This is a genomic window from Halorubrum sp. Atlit-26R, assembly GCF_003666015.1.
Classification (GTDB): domain Archaea; phylum Halobacteriota; class Halobacteria; order Halobacteriales; family Haloferacaceae; genus Halorubrum.
The window spans coordinates 60,080-82,184 of the sequence record NZ_QPLT01000012.1 but is presented as its reverse complement, the minus strand read 5'-3'; the positions used below and the strand labels follow the sequence as shown (position 1 = coordinate 82,184).

22 protein-coding genes are annotated in these 22,105 nt (G+C 70.1%); 15 read left to right on the top strand and 7 right to left on the bottom strand.

Going from position 1 to position 22,105, the window contains the following annotated elements:
- Window positions 1-42: 42 nt before the first annotated feature.
- Window positions 43-774 carry a selenium cofactor biosynthesis protein YqeC gene (gene yqeC, locus DVK07_RS13710; protein WP_121597586.1) on the top strand — a complete coding sequence of 244 codons (732 nt, stop codon included), beginning with the start codon at window positions 43-45 and terminating at the stop codon, window positions 772-774.
- A 5-nt stretch (window positions 775-779) separates the two neighbouring features.
- Here yqeC and DVK07_RS13705 read toward each other — a convergent pair whose 3' ends face one another.
- Window positions 780-1,379, bottom strand: a complete 600-nt coding sequence (locus DVK07_RS13705) for a hypothetical protein (RefSeq protein WP_121597585.1) — start codon at window positions 1,377-1,379, stop codon at window positions 780-782.
- A 90-nt stretch (window positions 1,380-1,469) separates the two neighbouring features.
- Here DVK07_RS13705 and DVK07_RS13700 point away from each other — a divergent pair, with 90 nt between their 5' ends.
- Window positions 1,470-2,648 carry a GTP-binding protein gene (locus DVK07_RS13700; RefSeq protein ID WP_121597584.1) on the top strand — a complete coding sequence of 393 codons (1,179 nt, stop codon included), beginning with the start codon at window positions 1,470-1,472 and terminating at the stop codon, window positions 2,646-2,648.
- On the opposite strand, the gene DVK07_RS23360 is transcribed toward DVK07_RS13700, so the two are convergent.
- The gene (locus tag DVK07_RS23360; protein WP_166377178.1) at window positions 2,645-2,797 is read right to left on the bottom strand and encodes a hypothetical protein; all 153 of its coding nucleotides are present in this window, start codon (window positions 2,795-2,797) and stop codon (window positions 2,645-2,647) included. The two genes, DVK07_RS13700 and DVK07_RS23360, sit on opposite strands and share 4 nt — an antisense overlap.
- A gap of 166 nt (window positions 2,798-2,963) precedes the next feature.
- Here DVK07_RS23360 and DVK07_RS23355 point away from each other — a divergent pair, with 166 nt between their 5' ends.
- A complete protein-coding gene (locus DVK07_RS23355) occupies window positions 2,964-3,131 on the top strand; it encodes a hypothetical protein (protein ID WP_199719518.1) in 168 nt (55 codons plus the stop codon).
- 47 nt (window positions 3,132-3,178) lie between these two features.
- Here the strand turns inward: DVK07_RS23355 and DVK07_RS13695 are convergent, their stop codons facing one another.
- Window positions 3,179-4,348: a glutathione-independent formaldehyde dehydrogenase gene (locus DVK07_RS13695; protein WP_121597583.1), complete on the bottom strand. Its 1,170-nt coding sequence runs from the start codon at window positions 4,346-4,348 to the stop codon at window positions 3,179-3,181.
- Between the two features lie 209 nt (window positions 4,349-4,557).
- On the opposite strand from DVK07_RS13695, the gene fdhF reads away from it, so the two are divergent.
- Entirely contained in the window at window positions 4,558-6,702 is a 2,145-nt protein-coding gene (gene fdhF, locus DVK07_RS13690) for a formate dehydrogenase subunit alpha (protein ID WP_121597582.1), read from the top strand.
- Window positions 6,703-6,717: 15 nt separating this feature from the next.
- Here the strand turns inward: fdhF and DVK07_RS13685 are convergent, their stop codons facing one another.
- Window positions 6,718-7,185 carry a hypothetical protein gene (locus DVK07_RS13685; protein ID WP_121597581.1) on the bottom strand — a complete coding sequence of 156 codons (468 nt, stop codon included), beginning with the start codon at window positions 7,183-7,185 and terminating at the stop codon, window positions 6,718-6,720.
- Window positions 7,186-7,330: 145 nt separating this feature from the next.
- Here DVK07_RS13685 and DVK07_RS13680 point away from each other — a divergent pair, with 145 nt between their 5' ends.
- From DVK07_RS13680 to DVK07_RS13670, 3 genes are all read left to right on the top strand, one after another.
- A complete protein-coding gene (locus tag DVK07_RS13680) occupies window positions 7,331-7,648 on the top strand; it encodes a DUF5785 family protein (protein WP_092920405.1) in 318 nt (105 codons plus the stop codon).
- Window positions 7,649-8,242: 594 nt separating this feature from the next.
- Entirely contained in the window at window positions 8,243-9,301 is a 1,059-nt protein-coding gene (locus tag DVK07_RS13675) for a DUF1611 domain-containing protein (RefSeq protein ID WP_121597580.1), read from the top strand.
- On the top strand, window positions 9,298-10,344 hold the full coding sequence (locus DVK07_RS13670) for a dipeptide epimerase (RefSeq protein WP_121597579.1): 1,047 nt from the start codon (window positions 9,298-9,300) through the stop codon (window positions 10,342-10,344). The genes DVK07_RS13675 and DVK07_RS13670 overlap by 4 nt, the downstream gene beginning before the upstream one ends.
- A 66-nt stretch (window positions 10,345-10,410) precedes the next feature.
- Here DVK07_RS13670 and DVK07_RS13665 read toward each other — a convergent pair whose 3' ends face one another.
- Complete coding sequence (locus tag DVK07_RS13665) at window positions 10,411-11,310, bottom strand: PspA/IM30 family protein (RefSeq protein ID WP_121597578.1); 900 nt, start codon at window positions 11,308-11,310, stop codon at window positions 10,411-10,413.
- Window positions 11,311-11,510: 200 nt separating this feature from the next.
- On the opposite strand from DVK07_RS13665, the gene DVK07_RS13660 reads away from it, so the two are divergent.
- Both DVK07_RS13660 and DVK07_RS13655 read left to right on the top strand, forming a co-directional pair.
- Window positions 11,511-12,482: a sugar phosphate isomerase/epimerase gene (locus DVK07_RS13660; RefSeq protein WP_121597577.1), complete on the top strand. Its 972-nt coding sequence runs from the start codon at window positions 11,511-11,513 to the stop codon at window positions 12,480-12,482.
- A gap of 28 nt (window positions 12,483-12,510) precedes the next feature.
- Window positions 12,511-13,644: a Gfo/Idh/MocA family protein gene (locus tag DVK07_RS13655; RefSeq protein WP_121597576.1), complete on the top strand. Its 1,134-nt coding sequence runs from the start codon at window positions 12,511-12,513 to the stop codon at window positions 13,642-13,644.
- Window positions 13,645-13,710: 66 nt separating this feature from the next.
- Here the strand turns inward: DVK07_RS13655 and DVK07_RS13650 are convergent, their stop codons facing one another.
- Window positions 13,711-14,178, bottom strand: a complete 468-nt coding sequence (locus tag DVK07_RS13650) for a type IV pilin (RefSeq protein ID WP_121597575.1) — start codon at window positions 14,176-14,178, stop codon at window positions 13,711-13,713.
- Window positions 14,179-14,342: 164 nt separating this feature from the next.
- On the opposite strand from DVK07_RS13650, the gene DVK07_RS13645 reads away from it, so the two are divergent.
- Both DVK07_RS13645 and DVK07_RS13640 read left to right on the top strand, forming a co-directional pair.
- Entirely contained in the window at window positions 14,343-14,951 is a 609-nt protein-coding gene (locus tag DVK07_RS13645) for a YIP1 family protein (RefSeq protein ID WP_121597574.1), read from the top strand.
- 108 nt (window positions 14,952-15,059) lie between these two features.
- A complete protein-coding gene (locus tag DVK07_RS13640) occupies window positions 15,060-17,249 on the top strand; it encodes an OB-fold nucleic acid binding domain-containing protein (RefSeq protein ID WP_121597573.1) in 2,190 nt (729 codons plus the stop codon).
- Window positions 17,250-17,300: 51 nt separating this feature from the next.
- Here the strand turns inward: DVK07_RS13640 and fer are convergent, their stop codons facing one another.
- Window positions 17,301-17,960, bottom strand: coding sequence for a ferredoxin Fer (fer, locus tag DVK07_RS13635; protein WP_121597572.1), 660 nt, complete (start codon window positions 17,958-17,960; stop codon window positions 17,301-17,303).
- A 286-nt stretch (window positions 17,961-18,246) separates the two neighbouring features.
- Between fer and DVK07_RS13630 the strand changes: the two genes are divergently transcribed.
- From DVK07_RS13630 to gcvPA, 4 genes are all read left to right on the top strand, one after another.
- A complete protein-coding gene (locus DVK07_RS13630) occupies window positions 18,247-18,996 on the top strand; it encodes a hypothetical protein (RefSeq protein ID WP_121597571.1) in 750 nt (249 codons plus the stop codon).
- 118 nt (window positions 18,997-19,114) lie between these two features.
- Window positions 19,115-20,092: a flap endonuclease-1 gene (gene fen, locus DVK07_RS13625; protein WP_121597570.1), complete on the top strand. Its 978-nt coding sequence runs from the start codon at window positions 19,115-19,117 to the stop codon at window positions 20,090-20,092.
- Window positions 20,093-20,220: 128 nt separating this feature from the next.
- On the top strand, window positions 20,221-20,604 hold the full coding sequence (gene gcvH / locus DVK07_RS13620) for a glycine cleavage system protein GcvH (protein WP_121597569.1): 384 nt from the start codon (window positions 20,221-20,223) through the stop codon (window positions 20,602-20,604).
- Window positions 20,605-20,776: 172 nt separating this feature from the next.
- The gene (gcvPA, locus tag DVK07_RS13615) at window positions 20,777-22,105 is read left to right on the top strand and encodes an aminomethyl-transferring glycine dehydrogenase subunit GcvPA (protein ID WP_121597568.1); all 1,329 of its coding nucleotides are present in this window, start codon (window positions 20,777-20,779) and stop codon (window positions 22,103-22,105) included.

Sequence of the window (22,105 nt, the reverse complement as noted above, 5' to 3'; positions counted from 1 at the left end):
CCGACCGTTAGAGTGAGGCCGCCCGCGGGCAAACGCTCAGACATGGACCTCACGACCGCGCTCGACGCCCGCGACGCGACGGTCTGCGTCGTCGGCGCGGGCGGCAAGAAGTCGACGCTGTTCGCGCTCGCCGACCGGCTCGACCGGTCGGTCGTGACAGCGAGCGTGCGGATACCGATCTTCGATGACCGGGTCGCCGCGGTGCGCGTGACCCGGGACCCGGTGGCCGCGCTCGACGAGGCGGCCGAGGGCGACTGGCCGCTCGGGCTGGTCCCCGAACGCGAGCGGTCGGACCGGTACCTCGGGTACGACGTCGACACCGTCGCCGAGATCGCCGACGCCGCGCCCGGCGCGACGCTCGTGAAGGCGGACGGGGCGCGCCTGCGGGAGTTCAAGGCGCCCGGTGACCACGAACCCCAGATCCCGGCGAACGCGGACGTCGTCGTCCCGATCGCGAGCGCGCACGTCGTCGGCGAACCCCTCACCGAGGAGCTCGTCCACCGGCCGGAGGAGGTCGCCGCGATCACCGGTCGAGATATCGGGGACGAAATCCGGCCCGTGGACGTCGCGACGGTCCTCGCGAGCCCCGCGGGCGGGCTGAAGGGCGTCCCCGGCGACGCGACCGCGATCCCGGTCGTGAACAAGGTCGACGACGAGGCGGACGCCGCCGCCGCCCGGGCGGTCGCCGGTGAGATCCTCTTCCGCGCGAACGTGCCGCGCGTCATTCTCACACGCCTGATCGCGGACGATCCGGTCGTCGAGGTCGTCGAGTAGATCCCCTACGAGTCCTCCCCCGGAAGCTCCGAAAACGACCGCCACAGCGCCCGGTACAGCGTCCACGCGTCGACGTCGGTCCGATCCATCACGGCCCGGCAGGCCTCGTCGAACCGCCGGTAGTCGGCGGCCGTCGGCGGGTCGGGGTACGGGTGGTCGAGTTCGCCGGCCGCGGCCAGCACCGCCCAGGTCCGGCGGTCGATCGCGACGAACCGCGACGGGGCGAGGAACTGAAGGAATCCGGACGCGACCGCGACGTCGACCCCGTCGAGCGCGGTGAGCGCGTCGAGGGCGCCGGCGACGTTCGCTGAGTCGTCGTCTTTTACGCCCACCGCGTCGACGGCGTCGTCGAGGGCGTCGATCACGTCGCCGAACTCGTTGTCGCGGAACGCCGCCTCGCGCTCACGGCGCTCCCGGTCGGGGTACTCGCCGAGGTACCGTCGGAAGTACCACCGGACGATCCACTGGGCGTCCCGGCGCCCGTACTCGTCGCCCGCGAACGTCTTCGGGACCGTCTCGACGTGCTGGCGCTCCACGTCGTACAGCGGTTCCGCCTCGGCGTACGCCCGGGCGCGGTCCCGGATCGTCGACTCGCTCAGGTCCATCGCCTCGCGGTACGGGGGTGGAACGGATGAACGTTCGTCTCGACCGTCCCGATCGATCGTTTCATACAGTCGTGGTTACAGATAGCACACATGACAGACGGCCGCATCCCGGTCACCGTCCTCAGCGGCTACCTCGGCGCCGGGAAGACGACGCTCGTGAACCACCTGCTCGCGAACCCGGGCGACCGGCGGATCGCCGTCATCTTGAACGACATGGGCGAGGTGAACGTCGACGCCGAGAAGATCGCGCGCGAGAACGACGAGGAGGGGGTGATCGACCTCTCGAACGGCTGTATCTGCTGTCGGCTCCAGGACGACCTGCTCTCGGAGGCGGCGGCGCTGGCGGACTCCCGGGAGTTCGACTACCTCCTCGTGGAGTCGTCGGGCATCTCGGAGCCGGTACCGATCGCGCGGGCGTTCACTGAGGGCACCGACGACAGCGACGTCGACCCCCGGGAGCGGTTCCGACTGGACACGATGGTGACCGTCCTCGACGCCTACGGCTTCTGGAAGGAGTTCGACGCGGGCGAGAGCCTGCCGGGCGGGGCCGAGCCGGAGACGGACCGCCCGCTCGCGGACGTGCTCGTCGAGGGGATCGAGTTCTGCGACGTCCTCCTCGTGAACAAGACCGACATGGTGCCCGACGACGTGCTCGACCGTATCGAGTCGGTCGCGGAGCGGTTGGGGCCGAGGGCGAAGCGGATCCGGACCACCCACTCCGCGGTCGATCCCGACGAGGTGCTCGACACCGGCCGGTTCGACTTCGCGGCGGCGAAGGGGTCGGCGGGCTGGAAGCGCGCCATCGCCGACGAGGAGGGCGGCGGCCACGACGGGGACGGCGGTCACGACCACGACGGCGATGGGGACGGCGGCCACGACCACGACGGCGATGGGGACGGCGGCCACGACCACGCGCACCCGGAAGGAGCGGCCGCCGCCCACGGGGTGGGATCGTTCGTCTACCGGTCGAGCGACCGGCTCGACCCGGGCGCGCTCGCCGAGTGGCTCGACGACTGGGACGGGTCGATAATCCGCGCGAAGGGGGTGGTCCGGGTGGCGGGCACCGACGACGTGATCGGGGTGAGCCAGGCCGGGCCGTCGGTCCAGGCCGGACCGATCGGCGAGTGGGGGCCCGAGGACGACCGCCGGACGCGGCTGGTGTTCATCGGCGAGGACCTCGACGAGGCGGGGATTCGCGAGGAGCTGGCCGGGCTCGCGGCGGACGAGGACGGACCGACGGCCGACCCGGACGCGGTGTTCCCGATTTAGATACCGAGTTCGCTCCGGAGGTCGTCCCACTCGTCGTGGAACCCGTGCGTCGACTCCGTCTCCGCGCCGACCGCCGACTGGTACGTCTCGTCGTACTTCAGCAGCTCCCCCCACCCGTCGTGGAAGGCCCAGTTACAGTACTGACACATGCCCGAGACCACGCCCCGCAGTGACATACCGGTTTCGGCGCGCCGAGACGCGCGGGGAAGAGCGCGGGCATCCGCCGAGTATCGAGCGACGCGACGCCGCCGACATCCTCAACCGTGTGGGGCGTTTACACGGAGTAGACGCGGGAGCGGCCCCGCCGACAGATAAATGACGACCTACAGACGCGGCGGACACGTGCGGGGCGGCGACGACGGCGTGGAGCGGGAGTGCGACCTGTGCGAGTGGCACTGCGTGGCCGACTCGTACCCGAAGCTCATCAGACGCTATCAGACCCACCTCCGGAGCGACCACCCGAAGGCGTGGCTGCGGGCGTGACGGCGAGCGACGAAAAATCGGGGTTCTCGGGGCGCGACGCGGTCGGTCTACGGCTCTAGCAGGACCTTCGTGACGCCCTCCTCGCGGGCGTCGAACGCCTCGTACATGTCGGGCGCCTCCTCTAAGTCGACCCGGTGGGAGACGACCCAGCTCGGATCGGCGCGACCCTCGATGATCATGTCGCGCAGGTACCGGTTGTACTCTTTCACGTTACACTGACCGGTCCCGCACTTGAGCCCCTTCTCGAAGAACTTCCCGAAGTCGATGCCGAGCCGCCCCTGCGCGGCCATGTCGTCGGGCGCGCCCGGGTCCTCGGGGACGTACAGCCCGGGGACGCCGAGCTGGCCGGTCGGCCGGACGACCCGGATCAGGTTGTTGAGGACGACCGCCGGGTTCTCCTTGGCCGGCTGGTAGGAGTAGTCCTCCGTGTCCTGGTCGACGTCGTCGGGGTCGGTCGCCTGGTAGCCGACCGCGTCGACGCCCTTGTCGACCATCCCGCCGTGCGTCTCGATGATCTGGTCGACCGGGTCTCCCTCGGAGAAGTCGATGGCGTGCGCGTCGCAGTGCTCCTCCGCGAGCTCCAGTCGGCTCGGTACCTGATCGACGACGTAGATCTCGGCCGCGCCTTTGATCTTCGCGCTGTAGGCGGCCATCAGGCCGACCGGACCGGCGCCGAAGATGGCGACTGACTCGCCGGGCTGGAGGTCGGCGAGTTCGGTGCCGTGCCATCCCGTCGGGAAGATGTCCGCGAGCAGCGAGAACGCGTCCTCGTGTTCGCGTCCCTCGGGCAGTTTCAGCGCGTTGTGGTCGGCGTACGGCACGCGGAGCTTCTCGGCCTGTCCGCCCGGATACGGGCCCATGGCCACGTAACCGTACGCGCCGCCCGCGAAGCCGGGGTTGACGTTGGTACAGAAGCCGGTGAATCCCTCCTCGCAGTTCTGACAGAACCCGCAGGAGACGTTGAACGGCATGACGACGCGGTCGCCCTCCTCCAACGTCGATACGGCCTCGCCCACCTCGCTGACGATCCCCATGTTCTCGTGACCGAAGACGATCCCCTCCTCGGCCGCGGTCCGCCCTTCGTACATGTGGAGGTCGGAGCCACAGATACACGAGGTCGTGATGTCGACCACGACGTCGTTCGGGTGTTCGATCTCCGGTTCGTCCACGTCTTCGACGGCCACTTCGTACGGGCCTTGATAAACAACTGCTCTCATGCTGATTCCGATTGTATCGTGTTAACAATCCATAGTAAATGTTTTTCCATTATATTTTACGCTTAATATGTGTTTGCTTGTTTTTGTTAATCGACAGTTCGCCTCGGAGGAGCGACCCGCACGGCCGCTCCTCGGTCGGTTCACCGACACACTCATGAATTGCGACGATGAATCGTGACACATGTACGCAAGCGAGGACGGTGAGACCGATGTCCAGTGAGCCGGACGACGCGACGAAGACGATCTGTCCGTACTGCGGCGTCGGCTGCGGGATCCGCGTGCTCGAAGGCGGCGAGCCCGGCGAGATGCGCTTCATGCCGTGGGCTGACGCGCCGGTGAACGAGGGGAGCGTCTGTATCAAGGGCGGCGCGGCGACGCAGGTCGTCGACCACGAGGACCGGCTGACCGAGCCCCTGATCAAAGAGGACGGGGAGTTCCGCGAGGCGACGTGGGAGGAGGCGCTCGACCGCGTCGTCGACGAGATGGGGTCGATCCGCGAGCAACACGGCCCGGACGGGATGGGATTCTTCGGCTCCTCGAAGACGTTCAACGAGGAGAACTACCTCATCCAGAAGTTAGCGCGCCGGTACGGCACCAATCAGGTCGACAACTGCACGCGGATGTGTCACGCCTCCACCGTCTGGGCGCTGCGGACCAGCCTCGGGATGGGCGCGATGACGAACAGCATGGCCGACTTGGAGGACTCCGCGGACGTGCTGTGGATCCAGGGCGCGAACCCGGGCGAGCAGCATCCGATCGCCAACAGCCAGTACTTCCGACAGGCCGTGCTGGAGGGCGCGACGGTCATCCAGGTCGACCCGCACGCGAACAAGACCACCCGGTCGTTCGAGATCGACGACACCGACCGGCACATGCACCTCCAGCTGAAGCCCGGCACGGACATCCCGCTGCTTAATATCGTTCTCAAGACGATCTTAGAGCGGCACGAGGAAGAGCCGGACGCGGGCTGGATCGACGAGGCGTTCGTCGAGGAGCGCACGAAGGGGTTCGACCACCTGAAGGAGACCCTCGCGGACTTCGATAAGGAGGCGGCCGCCGAGGAGTGCGGCGTTCCCCTCGAAGACATCGAACTCGCCGCCGAGAAGTACGCGATGGCGAACGACGCTGCCATCTTCACCGGCATGGGGATGAGCCAGCACACCTGCGGCGTCGACAACGTGCAAAACGAGATCAACCTCGCGCTGATCACCGGGAACCTCGGCCGCCCCGGGACCGGCGTCAACCCCCTGCGCGGGCAGAACAACGTTCAGGGCACCTGCGACGTGGGCGCGATGCCGAACGTCCTCCCGGGGTACCAGCTCGTCGACGACGACGAGGCGCGCGAGAGCGTCGAGGACGTGTGGGGCTTCGAGATCCCCGACGAGCCAGGGCTGACGAACGTCGAGATCTCCCACGCGATCGGCGACACCGTCCACGGCCTCTACGTCATGGGCGAGAACCCGATCATGAGCGAGCCCGACGGCAACGAGACCGAGAAGCGGTTCCGCGAGGAGCTCGACTTCATGGTGGTCCAGGACATCTTCATGACCGAGACCGCCGAGCTCGCGGACGTGGTCCTCCCGGCGACGACGTGGGCCGAGCGCGACGGCACCGTCACCAACACCGACCGCCGCGTCCAGCGCATGCGCGGCGTCCACAAGGTCCACGAGAACACGCGCCACGACCTCGACATCCTCTGTGAGGTGGGGACGCGACTGTTCGACGGGGACGAGTTCGACTTTGAGGGGCCGGAGGACGTGTTCGAGGAGCTGCGCGAGGTGTGCCCGATCATGCACGGGATGACCTACGACGCGCTCGGCGAGACGGGGATCCACTGGCCCTGCTACGAGGAGGGCGACGAGGGCGACTCGTTCCTCTACGAGGACGAGTTCGAGACCGACGACGGCCTCGGGCGCATCGAGGGGGTCGTCCACCAGGAGCCGAAGGAGGTCCCGGACGAGGAGTACCCGCTCGTGTTGACCACCGCGCGGCTCGAGGAGCACTACAACACCGGGACGATGAGCCGGCGCTCGCCGACGCTCTCGAAGCAGCACCCGGAGAACTTCGTCGACGTCCACCCGAACGACGCCGAGCGCTACGGCATCGAGGACGGCGACGACGTGACGCTGAAGTCGCGCCGCGGCGAGATCACCGTCCGCGCCGACGTCACCGAGGACATCAAGGAGGGCGTCGTCTGGACCACGCCGCACTTCGCGGCCGCCTCCGCGAACCGCCTCACCAACGACGTGCTCGACGAGCGCGCCAAGATTCCGGAGTACAAGGCCGCGGCCGCCGAAATCGAGGTCGGCATCGAGGCCGCGGGCGACGACTCGCCGGCTTCGGCGGACGACTGAGCGCCGTCGGCTCTTTTATACGCTCTCTTCGAGGACCATCTCATTCCCGTGGCGGACGACGACACGGTCAGGGACGGAGGCGTCGGCGAACGCGACGGCGACCGAGTACGGGTGCGGTTGGGCGACGTCCGAACAGCGGTCGACGTCCGAGTCGGGATCGTCCTCGGAGACGATTCGGAGGCGGAGCGTCCCGTCGTCGAGCGCCGCCTCGAACAGCGCGACGCGTTCACAGCGGCGGGGACCGTCGAGGAGCGATCCCGCCACGACTATTCGCGGCGGATCCTCGTCGAGGCGGCGGCGCACCTCGGCGACGTCGTTCCCGCCGGACCCGGCGACGTCGAGGTCGCCGTCGTACTCGCGGCGGAACGTCACCTCGGCGCCGTCGATCTCCGTGGGGTCGTCGGTCCACGGCGGCGTCGGACAGCCGGCGATCGAGGCGGTCGAGACGGCGGCCGCGGACGCGAGGAGGGCTCTGCGGCGCATACCGGGGGCGACGCGGAGCGTCGTGAAGTGTCTTGTGCGGGCCCGATAGAGAGGGCGGCGGTGCGGGGCGAGCGGTTCGCGGAGCGGGGTCGGGCGCCACCGCCGCATCCGAAACCACTATCCCCGATCCGGCGAATTCCCCGGTATGGACTGGCCACACGACCCCGACGGCGAGCAGGGGAGCGAGGGCATGCGGCAGTACGGTCACGCCGTGCTCGCGAAGAAGATCGACGAGGAGGAGGACTTCCCGCTCACGGCCGCGGAGTACGTCGAGCAGTACGGCGACCACCCGATCCGGATCGACTTCGAGACGGTCGTCTCCGTCGAGGAGATCTTCGAGGGCGTCGAGCAGGAGGAGTTCGCCGACTTCGTCGAGTTCCACCAAGAGCTCGGCCGGGCGATGCGCGAGAACGGCTACTGGTTCTACGAGGGCGCCGACCAGTTCGTCGACGGCAGCGCCTGATACGCGCTTTCAGATCGCGAGATCGTTCTTTTAGAGGAAGCTCCAGCTGCTCCCTTATAAATAGCTGCTGACGGATCGACGGCGAACGCCTCCAAAGCCTCAGCCGCTTACTTATAAATATCTGCTGGCGATTCGACGGCGAACGCCTCCAAAGCCTCAGCCGCTTACTTATAAATATCTGCTGGCGATTCGACGGCGAACGCCTCCAAAGCCCCAGCCGGTTACTTATAAACAGCTGCTGGCGATTCGACAGCGAACACCTCCAAAGCCCCAGCCGGGAGGCGGCCGCACGCTCGCTGCGCTCCTCGGTCGCTCCGCTCCCTGCGGTGCTTGCGTCGCCTGCGACCGCCTCCCGGCTGCCCCTTTGAGTCCCGCCCCGCACAGCGACCGCACCTCACGCCTCCCCAGCCTCGTCGGCCGGCCTCCGCTTCGCTCCGGCCGGCCGACTCCCTCGCGCGTGCTCCTCGCGGCCGCCGAAGGCGGCCGCTCACAGGCACGCGCCACCGCAGTTCGTTTATAAATTCCGCCACGGTCGAGTCGACCGCTCGGCCGACCCTCGACTCATTTAAGAACTCCCGGGGCGAGCGACCCACCATGGATCACGAGCGGATCGCCGTCCTCGCCCACGAGAAGTTCCCCGACCGCGCGAAGACCGCGCTCGGCGTGCTGCGCTACGGCGACCAGGACGTCCGGGCCGTCCTCGACCGCGACCGCGCCGGTAACCGAGTGAGTGACCACGTCCCGGACGTGGCGGACGCGCCCATCGTCGAGTCGTTCGCCGAGGCGCTCGCGGCGGCCTCGGGCGACCTCGACGCCTTATATATCGGGATCGCGCCCATCGGCGGCGGCTTCGACGAGTCGTGGCGCGCCGACGTCGAGGCCGCGATCGAGGCCGGCTGCGACGTGGTGAGCGGCCTCCACTACTTCTTAAACGAGGACGAGGAGCTGGCCGCGCTGGCGGACGAGCACGGCGTCGACCTCGTCGACGTCCGGAAGCCCGACGACGACCTCACCGTCGCGACGGGCGCCTCGGGCGACGTCGACGCCGACGTGGTGCTCACGGTCGGCACGGACTGCTCGGTCGGGAAGATGACGGCCTCGCTGGAGATCGTCGCGGCCGCCCGCGAGCGCGGCATCGACGCCGCGTTCGTCCCCACCGGCCAGACCGGGATCATGATCGCCGGCTGGGGGAACCCGATCGACCGCGTCGTCTCCGACTTCGCGGCGGGCGCGGTCGAGGAGATGCTCGTCGAGGCCGGCGACGACCACGACCTCCTCGTCGTCGAGGGGCAGGGCAGCATCGTCCACCCCGCCTACTCCGCGGTCACCTGCGGCATCCTCCACGGGTCGATGGCGGACGGCCTCGTCCTCTGTCACGCCGCGGGCCGCGAGGCCGTCCACGGCTACGAGTCGTTCGACCTCCCGCCGCTCGCCGACTACGTCGACCTCTACGAGGACCTGGCGGCGCCGGTTCGGGAGACGAGCGTCGTCGCCGGCGCGCTCAACACGAAGGACGTGGCCGACGACGCTGCCGCCGCGGACGCCGTGGCCGACTTCGGCGACGAGGTCGGGGTCCCGGCCGCCGACCCGGTCCGGGACGGCGCGGACCGAATCGTGGACGGGATCGTCGACGCGGGGCTGGGCGGCGAATGAGCCTCGAAACCGAGTTCGAGCGGGTCTCGCTGCCCCTCGAAAATTCCTTCACCATCTCGCGGGGCACGCAGACGGCGGCCGAGAACGTGATCGTCCGCGTCACCGACGACGCGGGGATGACCGGGATCGGGGGCGCGGCGCCGTCGGCGCACTACGGCGAGACGGCCGACACGGTGGCCGCAGTCATGCCGGCCCTCCTCGACGCGGTCGAGCGCGTCGGGGACCCCCACGCGCTCCACGCGATCGAGGCCGAACTGAAGGGGGTCGTGAACGGTAACCCCGCCGCCCGCTGCGCCGTCTCGATCGCCGTCCACGACCTCGCGGCGAAGCGGCTCGGCGTCCCGCTGTACAGGCTGTGGGGGCTCGACCCGGGCGACGCGCCGAAGACCTCGTTCACGATCGGGCTCGACGAGACCGAGCGCGTGCGCGAGAAGGCGGCCGACGCCGTCGAGGCGGGCTACGACGTGTTGAAGGTCAAGCTCGGCACCGACCGCGACCGGGAGCTGATCGACGCGGTCCGCGAGGCCGCGCCCGACGCGCGGCTCCGCGTCGACGCCAACGAGGCGTGGACGCCGAAGGAGGCCGTGGCGAAGAGCGCGTGGCTCGCCGACCGCGACGTGGAGTTCGTCGAGCAGCCCGTGCCCGCCGAGAACCCCGAGGGGCTCCGCTACGTCTACGAGCGGTCCGCGCTACCGATCGCCGCCGACGAGTCCTGCGTGGCCGCGGCGGACGTGCCCGCGATCGCCGACCGCTGTGACATCGCGAACCTGAAGCTGATGAAGACCGGGAGCCTCTCCGAGGCGAGACGGCTGATCGCCGCCGCGCGGTCGCACGGGCTGGAGGTGATGTGCGGCTGCATGATCGAGTCGAACGCCTCCATCGCGGCGGCCGCGCAGCTCGCGCCCCTACTGGACTACGCCGACGTCGACGGCTCGCTGCTGCTCGCCGAGGACCCGTACGAGGGCGTCGACCTCGCGGACGGCCGGATTCGACTGGCAGAGCAGGACCGCGCGGGGACCGGCGCGCATCGGACTTCGGAGTGAACTGATCGAAAGCGGGAACGGGAATGGCGGGAACCGCGGGGACCGAACGGGGGGGCGGAACGGACCTCAGTTCCGCTGTTCGTCCGCGTCGGACTCGGACTCCTCGAGCTCGACGTCGAGCTCCTCGTCGAGGTCGGCGTTCCCGGAACCGCCGTCACCATCGAGGTCGGCTTCGAGGTCGTCCGAGTCGATCTCAGCCTCGATGTCGGCCAGTTCGTCGTCGACCTCCTCGTCGCTGACGGCGGCGTCGCCGTCGTCGGCCGACTCGCCTTTCCCGAGCTCCCCCTTCAGCGTCTCTAACTCCGCGTCGACCTCGCTGTCCGTCGAGAGGCTCTCTAACTCGCGGTCGATGTTGTCCTTGTCGGAGAGCGCGTCCTCGAACGCGCCGGAGTCCTCCAGCTCGTCCATCGCCTCGGAGCGCGCCTCCATCTCCTCGGTCCGCTCCTCTGCGCGCTCGATCGAGCGGCTCACGTCCTCCATCTCGTCGCCGACGCCCGTCATCGCCTCGGAGACGCGGGAGGACGCCTCGGCCGCCTCGTAGCGGGCCTTCATCGTCTCCTTCTTGGTGCGGAACTCCTCGATGCGGTTCTGGAGCTTGTTCTTCTTCTCGACGAGCTGCTCCTGCGTGTTGTTCAGCTCGGCGATCTGGCCCTCTAACTCCTCGATCTGGGTCATCTTCGACTTCTTCTTCTCCAAGGCCTTCCGCGCGAGGTCGTCGCGGTCCTGCTGGACCGCCTCGCGGGCCTGGCGGTTGTGCTTCTCGACGTTCTCTTCGAGCTTGCGCTTCTGAATCTCCAGGCGCTTCTTCTGGGTGGTCAGGTCCGCGATCCCCTGCTTGACGTCCTGGAGCTCGTCGCGCATCTGTTCGTACGAGTAGTCGAGCGACTCCGTCGGGTCTTCGGCCCGGTTGAGGAGGGCGTTCACCTTCGAGCGGACGACGTAGGAGGCGCGCGAGAGGATTCCCATACCACGTCGTACGCGTTCCACCCGTTAAAACCTCATGCGGTTCGCGGCGCGGAGCGGCCCGGCTCGCGGCGCGGAGCGGCCCGGCTCGCGGCGGGAACGCGCGGTCGCGGACGAGCGTCTCGGGTCCGCGAGTCGATTCGACCGGCGCCCACGCCGACGCTTCCTGAAGGCTTATGCGGCGCGTCGGTGTAGCCCCGCGCATGGACCTCGGCGTGTTAACGGTTCCCTTGGGCGACGAACCGCTCGACGACGCGGCCGCGTACCTCGACGGGATCGGCGTCGACGCCGTCGAACTCGGCGTCGGCGGCTGGCCCGGCGAGGACCACGTCGACCGCGAGCGACTCCTCGACGACGCGGGCGCGCGCGACGAACTGCTCGCCCTGCTCGACGAACACGACCTCCGGATCTCCGCGCTGGCGACGCACAACAACCCGCTCCACCCGGACGAGGAGCGGGCCGCGGCGGCCGACCGCGAGCTGCGCGAGGCGATCGAGTTAGCCGACCTGCTCGGCGTCGACGCGGTGACCTGCTTCTCCGGGCTCCCCGCCGGGGCGCCCGGCGACTCGACGCCGAACTGGGTCACGGCGCCGTGGCCGACCGAACACGCCGACGCGCTCGACTACCAGTGGGACGAAGTGGCGATCCCCTACTGGCGGGACCTGGCGGGCCACGCGGAGGACCACGGCGTCGACGTGGCCATCGAGATGCACCCAAACATGCTCGTCTACGAGCCGACCGGGATGCTCGCGCTCCGGGAGGCGACGAACGAGCGGATCGGCGCCAACTTCGACCCCTCGCACCTCTACTGGCAGGGGATCGACGTGACGGAGGCGATCCGGTTCCTCGGCGAGCGCGACGCGATCCACCACGTCCACGCGAAGGACACGAAGGTGTACGACGCGAAGGCCCGCGTGAAGGGCGTCCTCGACACGACGGGCTACGCCGAGGAGGCCGACCGCTCGTGGCTGTTCCGCTCGATCGGCTACGGCCACGACGAGGGACACTGGAAGGACGTCGTCTCGACGCTCCGGATGGTCGGCTACGAGGGCGCGCTCTCCATCGAACACGAGGACTCGCTCACCTCCTCGCGGGAGGGGTTAGAGAAGGCGGTCGACGTGCTGGACCGCGCGGTCTTCGAGACCGAACCGGGCGACGCGTACTGGGCGGAGTGAGGCGGCGGCGACCGCGGATTTCACCACAATGACAGACGAACCACTGAAGATCGGCGTTCTGGGGTATCGATTCATGGGCAAGGCGCACGCGAACGCGATGGCGCGCCTCCCGATGTTCTTCCCGGACGCGCCCGAGATCGAGCGCCACACGCTCGTCGGGCGCGACGAGGCGGCGCTCGCGGACGCGGCCGAGCGGTTCGGCTTCTCGCACACCGCGACCGACTGGGAGGCGGCCCTCGACGAGGTGGACGTCTTCTACAACCTCGGGCCGAACCACGTCCACGCGGAGCCGTCGATCGCGGCCCTCGAAGCGGGGGTCCCCGTCCTCTGCGAGAAGCCGCTCGCGCCGACCTTAGAGGAGGCGGCGGCGATGCGTGACGCGGCGGCCGCGACGGGCGTCACGGCCGGGGCCGCGTTCAACTACCGGTTCGTCCCCGCGATCCGCTACGCGAAGGAGCTGATCGATGACGGGGAGCTCGGCGAGATCCGGCAGGTCCGCGGGCGGTACCTCCAGGACTGGCTCGTCGACCCCGAGGCGCCGTGGGCGTGGCGGATGGACGCCGAGCTGGCGGGGTCGGGCGCGCTCGGCGACCTCGGCGCGCACACGATCGACCTCGCGAACTTCCTCGTCGGCGACCGGGTGGGCGGGATCGACCGCGTCTCGGGCCAGCTGACGACGTTCGTCGACGAGCGGCCCGTCTACGACGACGAGGGGGAAATAGAGGAGTACCGCGACGTGACGGTCGACGACGCGTACGGCGCGCAGGTCGCCTACGAGTCGGGCGCGACCGGGAGCTTCGAGGCGAGCCGCGTCGCCGAGGGGCACAAGAACGACCACACGATCGCGGTTCACGGATCGAAGGGGAGCCTGAAGTTCTCCTTGGAGCGCCTCAACGAACTGGAGGTCCTCCGAGAGGGGAACCGCGGCTACGAGACGGTGCTGGTGACCGAGGAGTCGGACCCGTACGTCGACCGCTGGTGGCCCCCCGGACACGTGATCGGGTGGGAGCACACGTTCGTCCACGAGGACTACGAGTTCCTCTCGGCGGTCGCCGAGGGCGAGTCGTTCGAGCCGTCGTTCGAGGACGGGTACGAGGTCCAGCGCGCGCTCGCGGCGATCGAGCGCGCCGACGAGCGCGGGGAGTGGGTGGCGGTCGAGTAGCGTCGCGGCCGAGCGAACGCTCGCGAGCGTTCGTGTTCGGTTCCCCGATTATCGCCCGGACCGGCTTCAGACGCCGACGGCGCCGCCCGGGGTGCCGCCGCCGTTCTCCTCGCTCCACTCCTGGATCGCGGAGTCCTCGCCGTCGTAGCTGCCGAGCGTCTCGCGAGTGTCGAACGCGACGGGCTCCCAGACGACCTCGAAGTTCTCGTTGCCGGTGGCGTTGGGCACGACGACCTGATCGCCCGGTCTGACGACGCCGTCGCCCGGCCACGCGCCGAACTGGACGTTCCCGTCCGGGTCCTCGCCGCGGACGTACAGCTCCTCGGCCGGGACCGGCTCGGGGCCGAGCGCGACGACGACGAGGTCGCCGCCCTCCTGTTGCCCCTCGAACTCGGCGTCCGGCGGGGCGACGCCGTCGATGAGCCCGAACACCGCCGCGCCGACGAGCGCGAGCAGTAACACGACGACGCCGACGAGCAGCCCCGTCCCGGCCAGCGGGGTGAACCCGCGCTCGTCGTTCCGGAACCCAACCATTCGACCGTCACTCAGACGGGACCGATATAAGCGTTTGCGCGCCGCGTATCAGCGCTGATAAGTTTGGAAGGCGGGGCCGAGCGACCGGACCGAGTTCGGGCCCCCGCGCACCGAACCGGAAACGGGTTATTCCGCGCGGCCCAACTCCGCCCGTGACGTCTCGGATGAGCGAGTCGGCAGGCGGTCGCCCCCGCGGTCCGCGCGGCATCGCGCGAACGTGGGTCGAGGTCCTCGTCCGGCCGCGGCGGGCGTTCGCGAACGGGATAACGCCCGGCGACCAGGCGCCCGCGCTGACGTTCGCGGTCGCGGTCGCCGCGGCGTTCACGCTCGGGTGGATCGCCTCTGACCCCGCGGCGATGCCCGTCGTCGTCCCCTCCTCGCGGGCGCTGTCAGGGGTCGTGGTGTTCCTCGTCGTGGTCGCGCTGGCGGCGCCGGTCGGCCTCCACCTGACCGCCGCGGCCGCGACCGTCTCGGTCGTGCTGGCGAGCGTCGAGTTCGACGGCGGGCTGGGGCTTCGCGACCGCGGCGGGGTGAGCGAGACGGTCCAGGCCGTCGCGTACGCGAGCTCGCCGATGGCGCTCGGCGGGCCGGCGATCCCCGAACTCAGGGTCGCCTGCGGCGCGTACGCGGCAATCCTTCTGTTCGTCGGCCTCCGCGCGGTTCACGGGCTGGGACCGGTCCGGACGGCCGCGGCCGCGCTCCCGCCGGCCGCCCTCGGTTACGGCGTGGGCTACCGCGTCGTGGCCGCGGCGCGGACGCTTCTCGGCGCGTGACGCGCGGGGCGCTCGTGGCGCGATGGCCGAGCGCTCGCCGCGTTCTCGTCGAATCGGCTAGCGGGCTTTCGACAACCGTTTTAGGCCCGAGACTCTCGGTGTACTCAAATGGGATCCTGTATCATCTGTGGCACCGACGTCGGGGGCGGTCGCGTCTGCGACTCGCACCAGGAGGACGTCGTGTTCGACTTCCGCGGCGACTCACCCGACGATCTTGTTCCGAGCCGGTTCTACCGAGGCGTCGTCGACGGGTACGCCGAGTTCGGCGTGTTCGTCGACCTCGCGCCGGGCGTCACCGGACTGCTCCACCGCTCCGAGCTCGACCGCCGCCTCGACAGCCTCGACTGGGAGCCGGGCGACGACGTGTTCGTCCAGGTGAAGGGCGTCCGCGACAACGGCAACGTCGACCTCGGCTGGTCGATCCGACAGGCCGGCCGCGAGTTCCGCGGCGTCCTCGTCCAGGAGTCCGACGGCGAGCACCTCCCCGACGAGGAACCGGGCGGGGACGACGCCGACGAGCCCGAGGAGACGGCGAGCGGGACGTCCGCCGAGCCCGAGCCATCGACTCATCGGGACACCGACGACGACGGGGAATCCGAGGAATCGGCGGACGAGACCGCCGCGGTCGACGCGGAGCCCGCCGACGTCGAGGAGACCGACGAGCCCGAAGCGGCTCGGAACGACGGCGAAGCGTCCGAGCCCGCCGAGAGCGAAGCGGCCGCGCCCGGAGACGACGAGGAAGTCGGGGCGTCCGAGGAGCCCGAAGCGACCGAGGGTGACGAGTCCGACGCGGAACCCGAGCGCGTGTCGATCACCACGCTCGGAGACGCGGTCGGCGAGTCGGTCCGGATCGAGGGCGAGGTCGTCGGCGTCCGCCAGACCGGCGGTCCGACGGTGTTCGAGGTCAGCGACGAGACGGGCGCCGTCGACGTGGCCGCGTTCGTCGAGCCGGGCGTCCGGGCGCACCCGGACGTCGAGGTCGGCGACGCGGTGCGGGTCGACGGCGAGGTCGAGAGCCACCGCGGCGACGTCCAGGTGGAGTCCGAGGCGCTGGTCCTCCTCGACGGCGAGGCGGCCGAGACGGTCCGTCGCCGCATCGCCGAGGCGCTCACCGACGAGGCCCGTCCCGAGGGGCTCCAGCCGCTCGGCGGCGACGAGACGGTCGCCGAGCTCGCGGACGGCCTGCTCGACGCGGCCGAGGCGGTCCGCCGCGCGATTCTCGAATCCCGGCCGATCGTCGTCCGCCACCCGGCGACCGCCGACGGCTACGTCGCGGGCGCCGCGGTCGAGCGCGCCGTCCTCCCGCTGATCCGCGACGAGCACGCGAAGAGCGACGCCGAGTACCACTACTTCACCCGCCGCCCGCTCGACGAGCCGGTGTACGGGATGGACGCGGCCACCAACGACGCGACGCGGATGCTCCAGGACCGCGACCGCCACGACGAGAAGCTCCCCCTCTTCCTGCTCGTCGGCGCCGGCTCGACGACCGAATCCGCCGACGGCATCGACCTGCTGTCGGTGTACGGGGTCGACGCGGTCGTCGTCGACGCCGCGGTCGCCGACCCGGAGACCCGGGACGCGGTCGACACCCTCGTCTCGCCGGAGCTCGAAGACGTCGGCGGCGACGAGACGCTCTCGACCGGCGCGCTCGTCGCCTCGCTGGCGTCCGCGATCAACGACGAGGTCCGCGCGGACCTCCGGCACCTGCCGGCCGTGAGCTACTGGGCGGACGCCCCCGAGCGGTACGTCGACCTCGCGCGCGACGCGGGCTACGACGCCGAGCGCGTCGCGGAGCTCCGCGAGGCGGTCGCGCTCGAGGCGTACTACCAGTCGTATCAGGACAAGCGGGAGCTGATCGCTGACCTGCTGTTCTCCGACGGCGGCAACCTCGCGGCGCACGTCTCCGAGCAGTTCCGCGAGAAGTTGGAGACCGAGATCGAGACGGCGGACGCGAACGTCGTGACCGAAGCGGTCGACGGCGTCGAGTTCGCGCTGCTCGACACCGACGGCTACACCCACCGGTACGACTTCCCGCCGACGCCGCTCCTGCTCGACGACCTCCACCGGCGCCGCGCCGACGGCGAGCCGTTCGCGACGGTCGGCGTCGGCACCGACGAGCTGTACGTGCGCACGACCGCGGACGTCTCCGTCCGCGACGTGGCCGAGCGCGCGGCCGAGCTCGCGCCGAACGCGGACGTCGCCACCGCGGGCGTCCGAGAGGGGAAAATCGAGTTCCTCTCGGGCGAACGCGACGCCGTCGAGGACGCCGTCGTCGCCGCCGTCGCCGAGTCGTTCTGAGGCCGACGGTCCCGACCGGATCGTTTCCGATCTCCGTCGTTCGTCACCCGGTCAGCGACGCGTGAACGGCCCCGGCGGGAGGATGAGGTCGTCGAGCTCCGGTCGCTGTTTCACGTTGAACACGACGGACAGCTCGTCGGTCAGCGGGTAGCCGTTACAGGAGAGGCGGAACCCGCGCTCGGCGAGGTCGTCGGGCATGATGTGGTCGGTCGGCTGCGAGAGCTCCCCCTCGGCGAGGTACACCGCGCAGTTCGCGCAGGCGCCGCCGCGACAGGAGAAGGGCCACGCGAACCCGCTCCGCTCGGCGGCCTCCAGCAGGCTCTCGTCGGGCTGGACGAGCAGGCGGCCGTGAGCGTCCGGGGCGAGGTCGGCGTGGGAGGCCTTCCGGAAGAGGTCGTCGTCGTCGAGCGACCAGCCGTAGTCGACGATCGCCTCGTAGTCGAGGAACTCGACGCGGGTCGGCTGTACCTCGGCGGCCTCGCCGTCGTCGCCGAGGTCGATGTCGGCGGCCGCGGTCGCCTCGCCGTCGTCCCCGTCGCCGTTCTCGTCGCGCGCCTCCAGCTCCCGATAGGCGCGGCGGACGAGCTGGAACTCCTCGACAGAGCCGCCCTGGTCGGGATGGGCGCGCTTCACGCGCTCGCGGTAGGCCCGCTCGACGGCCTCGTCGTCGGCGTCCTCGTCGACCTCCAACACCTCGAACGGGGAGACCATTCGGTGTGTCCCTTACCCGGAGGAGAGGCATAAACGTCCCACTACGTTCCCGTCTCGCCGGTATCGGGTGCGGAGTGGCGCGCCGCGAGGCGACGACCGGTTCGGCTCACCGTCGAAACCGGACCGACGCCCGGCCGATCGACCCGGAGAGGGCTCGACGACCCGATCGGTACGCCGACCATATTTCGGGGAACGGACTGCCCGCGTCCCGCGGGGCGTCGGTAAGCTTCGCCGCCGAGAGATAGGCTGCGTATTACAAGGCTCTCGGGTCGTCATCGGTGAGATCATGGTACTCAAAGCGCCGTCCGTGCTTCAGATCGGTATCCCGGAGTATCTACAAGAGAGCGTGGCGGGAGTCGTCGCCTTCCTGCCGCGGCTCCTGGGTGCCGCGGTCATCCTGCTCGTCGGCTGGCTGGTCGGGCGCCTCGTCGCGGGGGGCGTCCGGCGCGTCGTCGACCGGACCGACGTGGACCGGCTCGTCATGAACACCCCGCTCGGCGGGACGCTCGGCGGGAGCGAGAAGGCGATCTCACGGACGCTCGGGCGCGTCGCGGGCTACTTCGTGTTCGCGTTGGCGATACTCACGGCGGCCGACGCGCTCGCCGTCGAACTCCTGTCCGAGTGGATCGCCGCCGCCGTCTCCTACCTCCCGGCGTTCGTCGCCGGCGCCCTCATCATCGTCGTCGGGTTCGTGCTCGCGGACTTCGTCGGCGATCTCGCCGCGCACACGGAGACCGTCACGGACACCGGCTACACGGAGATCTTCGCCGACGGGTTGCGCGTGTTCCTCTACTTCGTCGTGACCGTCATCGGACTGGGCACCATGGGCGTCGACGTTCAGATCCTCAACACGTTCGCGCAGGCCGCGGCGTGGGGGCTGGCCGCCGGTATCGCGCTCGCCGTCGGGATCGCCTTCGGCCTCGGCGGCCGCGACTACGTCGCCGCCAACATCGGCGAGTGGCTCCCCGGCCGCGCGCCGGGTCCCGAGCCGGCGCCGATGGGGCAGCCCGACGGCGGCGAGGAGTCGACCGACTGAGTTCGGGCGTTCGTCTCGCCCCTCGGGGTCGCCCGCCTCCACCCTCCGGGAGGTCCGTCTCGGCTCCGGAGGTGTCGGTCTGGACCGTTTATTACGGCGCGCCTCGATCGGGTCGGTAATGGGAAACGCCGACCTGCGCGACCTCGCGTCGATCCGCGACGTCCCCTTCGAGGAGATAGAGGGGAGCGTCGTCGCCGTCGACGCGCACAACTGGCTGTACCGCTACCTCACGACGACGGTCAAGTGGACGAGCGACGAGAAGTACACCACCGCCGACGGCGTCGAGGTCGCGAACCTGATCGGGATCGTTCAGGGGCTCCCGAAGTTCTTCGAGCACGACCTGATCCCCGTGATGGTGTTCGACGGCGCCGTCACCGACCTGAAGGCCGACGAGGTGGCCGAACGGCGCGAGAAGCGCGAGCAGGCCGAGGAGCGGCGGGCCGCCGCCGAGGAGCGCGGCGACGCGGTCGAGGCCGCGCGCTTAGAGGCGCGCACCCAGCGGCTCACCGACACGATCCAGGAGACGACCCGCGAGCTGTTGGAACTGCTCGACGTGCCGATCGTCGAGGCGCCCGCGGAGGGGGAGGCCCAGTGCGCGCACATGGCGGCGACCGGGAGCGTCGACCACGCGGGCAGCGAGGACTACGACACCCTGCTGTTCGGCGCGCCGACGACGCTCCGCCAGCTGACGAGCAAGGGCGACCCGGAGCTGATGGACCTCGCGGCGACGCTTTCGGACCTCGACCTCGACCGGCAGGGGCTCGTCGACGTCGCGATGCTCTGCGGCACCGACTTCAACGAGGGCGTCCGCGGGATCGGGCCGAAGACGGCGGTGACGGCGGTGAAGGAACACGGCGACCTGTGGGGCGTTCTGGAGGCCCGCGACGCGGAGATCCCGAACGCCGAGGCGATCCGCGAGCTGTTCATGGACCCCCCGGCCGAGGACGTCGCGGTCGACGCCGACGTGAACCCCGACGTGGAGGCCGCCCGCGCGTACGTCGTCGACGAGTGGGGCGTCGACACCGACGAGGTCGAGCGCGGGTTCGAGCGCATCGCGGAGTCGCAGGTCCAGACCGGGCTCGACCGGTGGACCTGACGGGGCGCGTCGAACGGTCGTCCGCCGTCGAGACCGCCGCGAACACACCTTTTATTTCCTCGTCGTGGGAAGGGTCAATCACACGTGTCGCGGGCCGGATCCCGAGCGGACCGCGGCGACCCTGACCAATGAGCTTCGACGTTCCCGACGACAGACGGTACCTGGAATCGCACGAGTGGGCGACGACCGGCGGCGACACGGTTCGGATCGGCGTCTCCGACTTCGCGCAGGACGAGCTCGGCGACGTGGTGTTCGTCGAGCTCCCCGAGGTCGGCGACGAGATCGCGGGCGGCGAGTCGTTCGGCGTCGTCGAGTCGATCAAGGCCGTCTCTGACCTGTACGCGCCCGTCTCGGGCGAGGTCGTCGCGGTCAACGAGGACCTCTTCGACCGCCCGGAGCTCGTCAACGAGGACCCGTACGGCGACGGCTGGATGCTCGAGGTCGAGCCCGCCGACGGCGGCGACGCCGAGAGGCTCCTCGACGCCGACGAGTACGACCACCAGATCGCGTGACAGCCGGGAGTTTCCCCGGGCACAGACCGCGGACACCGGACCACACACCCATCCGACACACGACCATGACCACGCCACCTTCCGACGCCATTTCTCCCCCGAACCGACGAGCCGCGGCCGAACGGGCCGCCGACGGACGACCGAACCGCCGCGGACGAGGCGAGACGCACCGATGAGCCGGGCGAACGGCACGCCGTACGCGCCCCACACCGACGACGAGACCGCGGCGATGCTGGCGGCGATCGGCGTCGACGACGAGGAGGCCCTGTTCGACATCCCCGAGGCGGTCGCCTTCGACGGGGAGTTCGGTATCGAACCGCGCACCGAACGCGAGATCCGCGACGAGTGCGCCCGGATCTTCGGGCGCAACGACGACCTGACGGAGTTCCTCGGCCGGGGCCACTACGGCCACTACGTGCCGAGCGTCGTCGACCACCTCGCCGACCGCGCCGAGTTCCTCACGAGCTACACCCAGTACCAGCCGGAGGTCTCGCAGGGGTTCCTTCAGGCGCTCTTCGAGTACCAGTCGATGCTGGTCGAGCTGACGGGGCTCGACGTCGCGAACTGCTCGATGTACGACGCCGCGACCGCGCTCGGCGAGGCCGCGACGCTCGCGGACCGCGTCCGGTCGACCGCGGGCGACACCGTCCTCGTCCCCGAGCAGCTCCGCGAGGGGAAGCGGGCCGTCCTGGAGAACTACTGTGCGGGCGCCGACCTGACCGTCGAGACGTACCCGATGGCCGACGGCACCGCCGACGTCGACGCGCTCGCCGACCGCGCGGGCGAGGACGTCGTCATGCTGTACGCGGAGAGCCCGACGGTCCGCGGCTGTATCGAGGAGCGGCTCGCGGCGATCGGCGACCTCGCCGACGAGACGGACGCGCTGTTCGCGCTCGGCTCCGACGTCGTCGCGCTGTCGGTGCTCGAATCGCCCGCCGCGGTCGGCGCCGACGTCGTCGTCGGCGAGGCCGGCTCGCTCGGCCTGCCGACAGCCTACGGCATGGGACTCGGGATCTTCGCCTGCAGCGACGAGTTCCTGCGGCAGGTCCCCGGCCGGCTCGTCGGCGCGAGCGAGGACGCGGACGGCGCCCGCGCGTACACGCTGACCCTCCAGACCCGCGAACAGCACATCCGCAAGGAGCGCGCCACCTCGAACATCTGTACGAACCAGGCATGGGTCGCGCTTCGCGCGGCGATCCACGCCGCGACGCTCGGGCCCGACGGGCTCGTCGACCTCGCGAACGACTCCGTCCGGGAGGCGGCCGCGCTGGCAGAGCGGATCGACGACCTCTCCGGCGCCGCGGCGCCCGTCCACGACCGCCACCACTTCCGCGAGTTCGCGGTGCGCGTCGACCAGCCGGCCGAGGCGATCGCGGCCGACCTCGAAGGCGAGGGGTTCGCGGTCCACGCGATCGACGACCACCTGCTCCAGGTGTGCGTCACCGATCTCAACGCGGGAGAGACGGACGGACTCGTCGCCGCCTTCGAGGAGGTGCTCTGA

Bases quoted from the DNA above. Each gene is read 5' to 3' on its own strand.
- fen (WP_121597570.1), top strand. From the start codon at position 19,115: ATGGGAAACGCCGACCTGCGCGACCTCGCGTCGATCCGCGACGTCCCC.
- DVK07_RS13670 (WP_121597579.1), top strand. From the start codon at position 9,298: ATGAGCCTCGAAACCGAGTTCGAGCGGGTCTCGCTGCCCCTCGAAAAT.
- gcvH (WP_121597569.1), top strand. From the start codon at position 20,221: ATGAGCTTCGACGTTCCCGACGACAGACGGTACCTGGAATCGCACGAG.
- fer (WP_121597572.1), bottom strand. From the start codon at position 17,960: ATGGTCTCCCCGTTCGAGGTGTTGGAGGTCGACGAGGACGCCGACGAC.
- DVK07_RS13660 (WP_121597577.1), top strand. From the start codon at position 11,511: ATGGACCTCGGCGTGTTAACGGTTCCCTTGGGCGACGAACCGCTCGAC.
- fdhF (WP_121597582.1), top strand. From the start codon at position 4,558: ATGTCCAGTGAGCCGGACGACGCGACGAAGACGATCTGTCCGTACTGC.
- DVK07_RS23355 (WP_199719518.1), top strand. From the start codon at position 2,964: ATGACGACCTACAGACGCGGCGGACACGTGCGGGGCGGCGACGACGGC.
- DVK07_RS13665 (WP_121597578.1), bottom strand. From the start codon at position 11,310: ATGGGAATCCTCTCGCGCGCCTCCTACGTCGTCCGCTCGAAGGTGAAC.
- DVK07_RS13700 (WP_121597584.1), top strand. From the start codon at position 1,470: ATGACAGACGGCCGCATCCCGGTCACCGTCCTCAGCGGCTACCTCGGC.
- DVK07_RS13680 (WP_092920405.1), top strand. From the start codon at position 7,331: ATGGACTGGCCACACGACCCCGACGGCGAGCAGGGGAGCGAGGGCATG.
- DVK07_RS13705 (WP_121597585.1), bottom strand. From the start codon at position 1,379: ATGGACCTGAGCGAGTCGACGATCCGGGACCGCGCCCGGGCGTACGCC.
- DVK07_RS13630 (WP_121597571.1), top strand. From the start codon at position 18,247: ATGGTACTCAAAGCGCCGTCCGTGCTTCAGATCGGTATCCCGGAGTAT.
- gcvPA (WP_121597568.1), top strand. From the start codon at position 20,777: ATGAGCCGGGCGAACGGCACGCCGTACGCGCCCCACACCGACGACGAG.
- DVK07_RS13685 (WP_121597581.1), bottom strand. From the start codon at position 7,185: ATGCGCCGCAGAGCCCTCCTCGCGTCCGCGGCCGCCGTCTCGACCGCC.
- DVK07_RS13675 (WP_121597580.1), top strand. From the start codon at position 8,243: ATGGATCACGAGCGGATCGCCGTCCTCGCCCACGAGAAGTTCCCCGAC.
- DVK07_RS13655 (WP_121597576.1), top strand. From the start codon at position 12,511: ATGACAGACGAACCACTGAAGATCGGCGTTCTGGGGTATCGATTCATG.
- yqeC (WP_121597586.1), top strand. From the start codon at position 43: ATGGACCTCACGACCGCGCTCGACGCCCGCGACGCGACGGTCTGCGTC.
- DVK07_RS13650 (WP_121597575.1), bottom strand. From the start codon at position 14,178: ATGGTTGGGTTCCGGAACGACGAGCGCGGGTTCACCCCGCTGGCCGGG.
- DVK07_RS13640 (WP_121597573.1), top strand. From the start codon at position 15,060: ATGGGATCCTGTATCATCTGTGGCACCGACGTCGGGGGCGGTCGCGTC.
- DVK07_RS13695 (WP_121597583.1), bottom strand. From the start codon at position 4,348: ATGAGAGCAGTTGTTTATCAAGGCCCGTACGAAGTGGCCGTCGAAGAC.
- DVK07_RS13645 (WP_121597574.1), top strand. From the start codon at position 14,343: ATGAGCGAGTCGGCAGGCGGTCGCCCCCGCGGTCCGCGCGGCATCGCG.
- DVK07_RS23360 (WP_166377178.1), bottom strand. From the start codon at position 2,797: ATGTGTCAGTACTGTAACTGGGCCTTCCACGACGGGTGGGGGGAGCTG.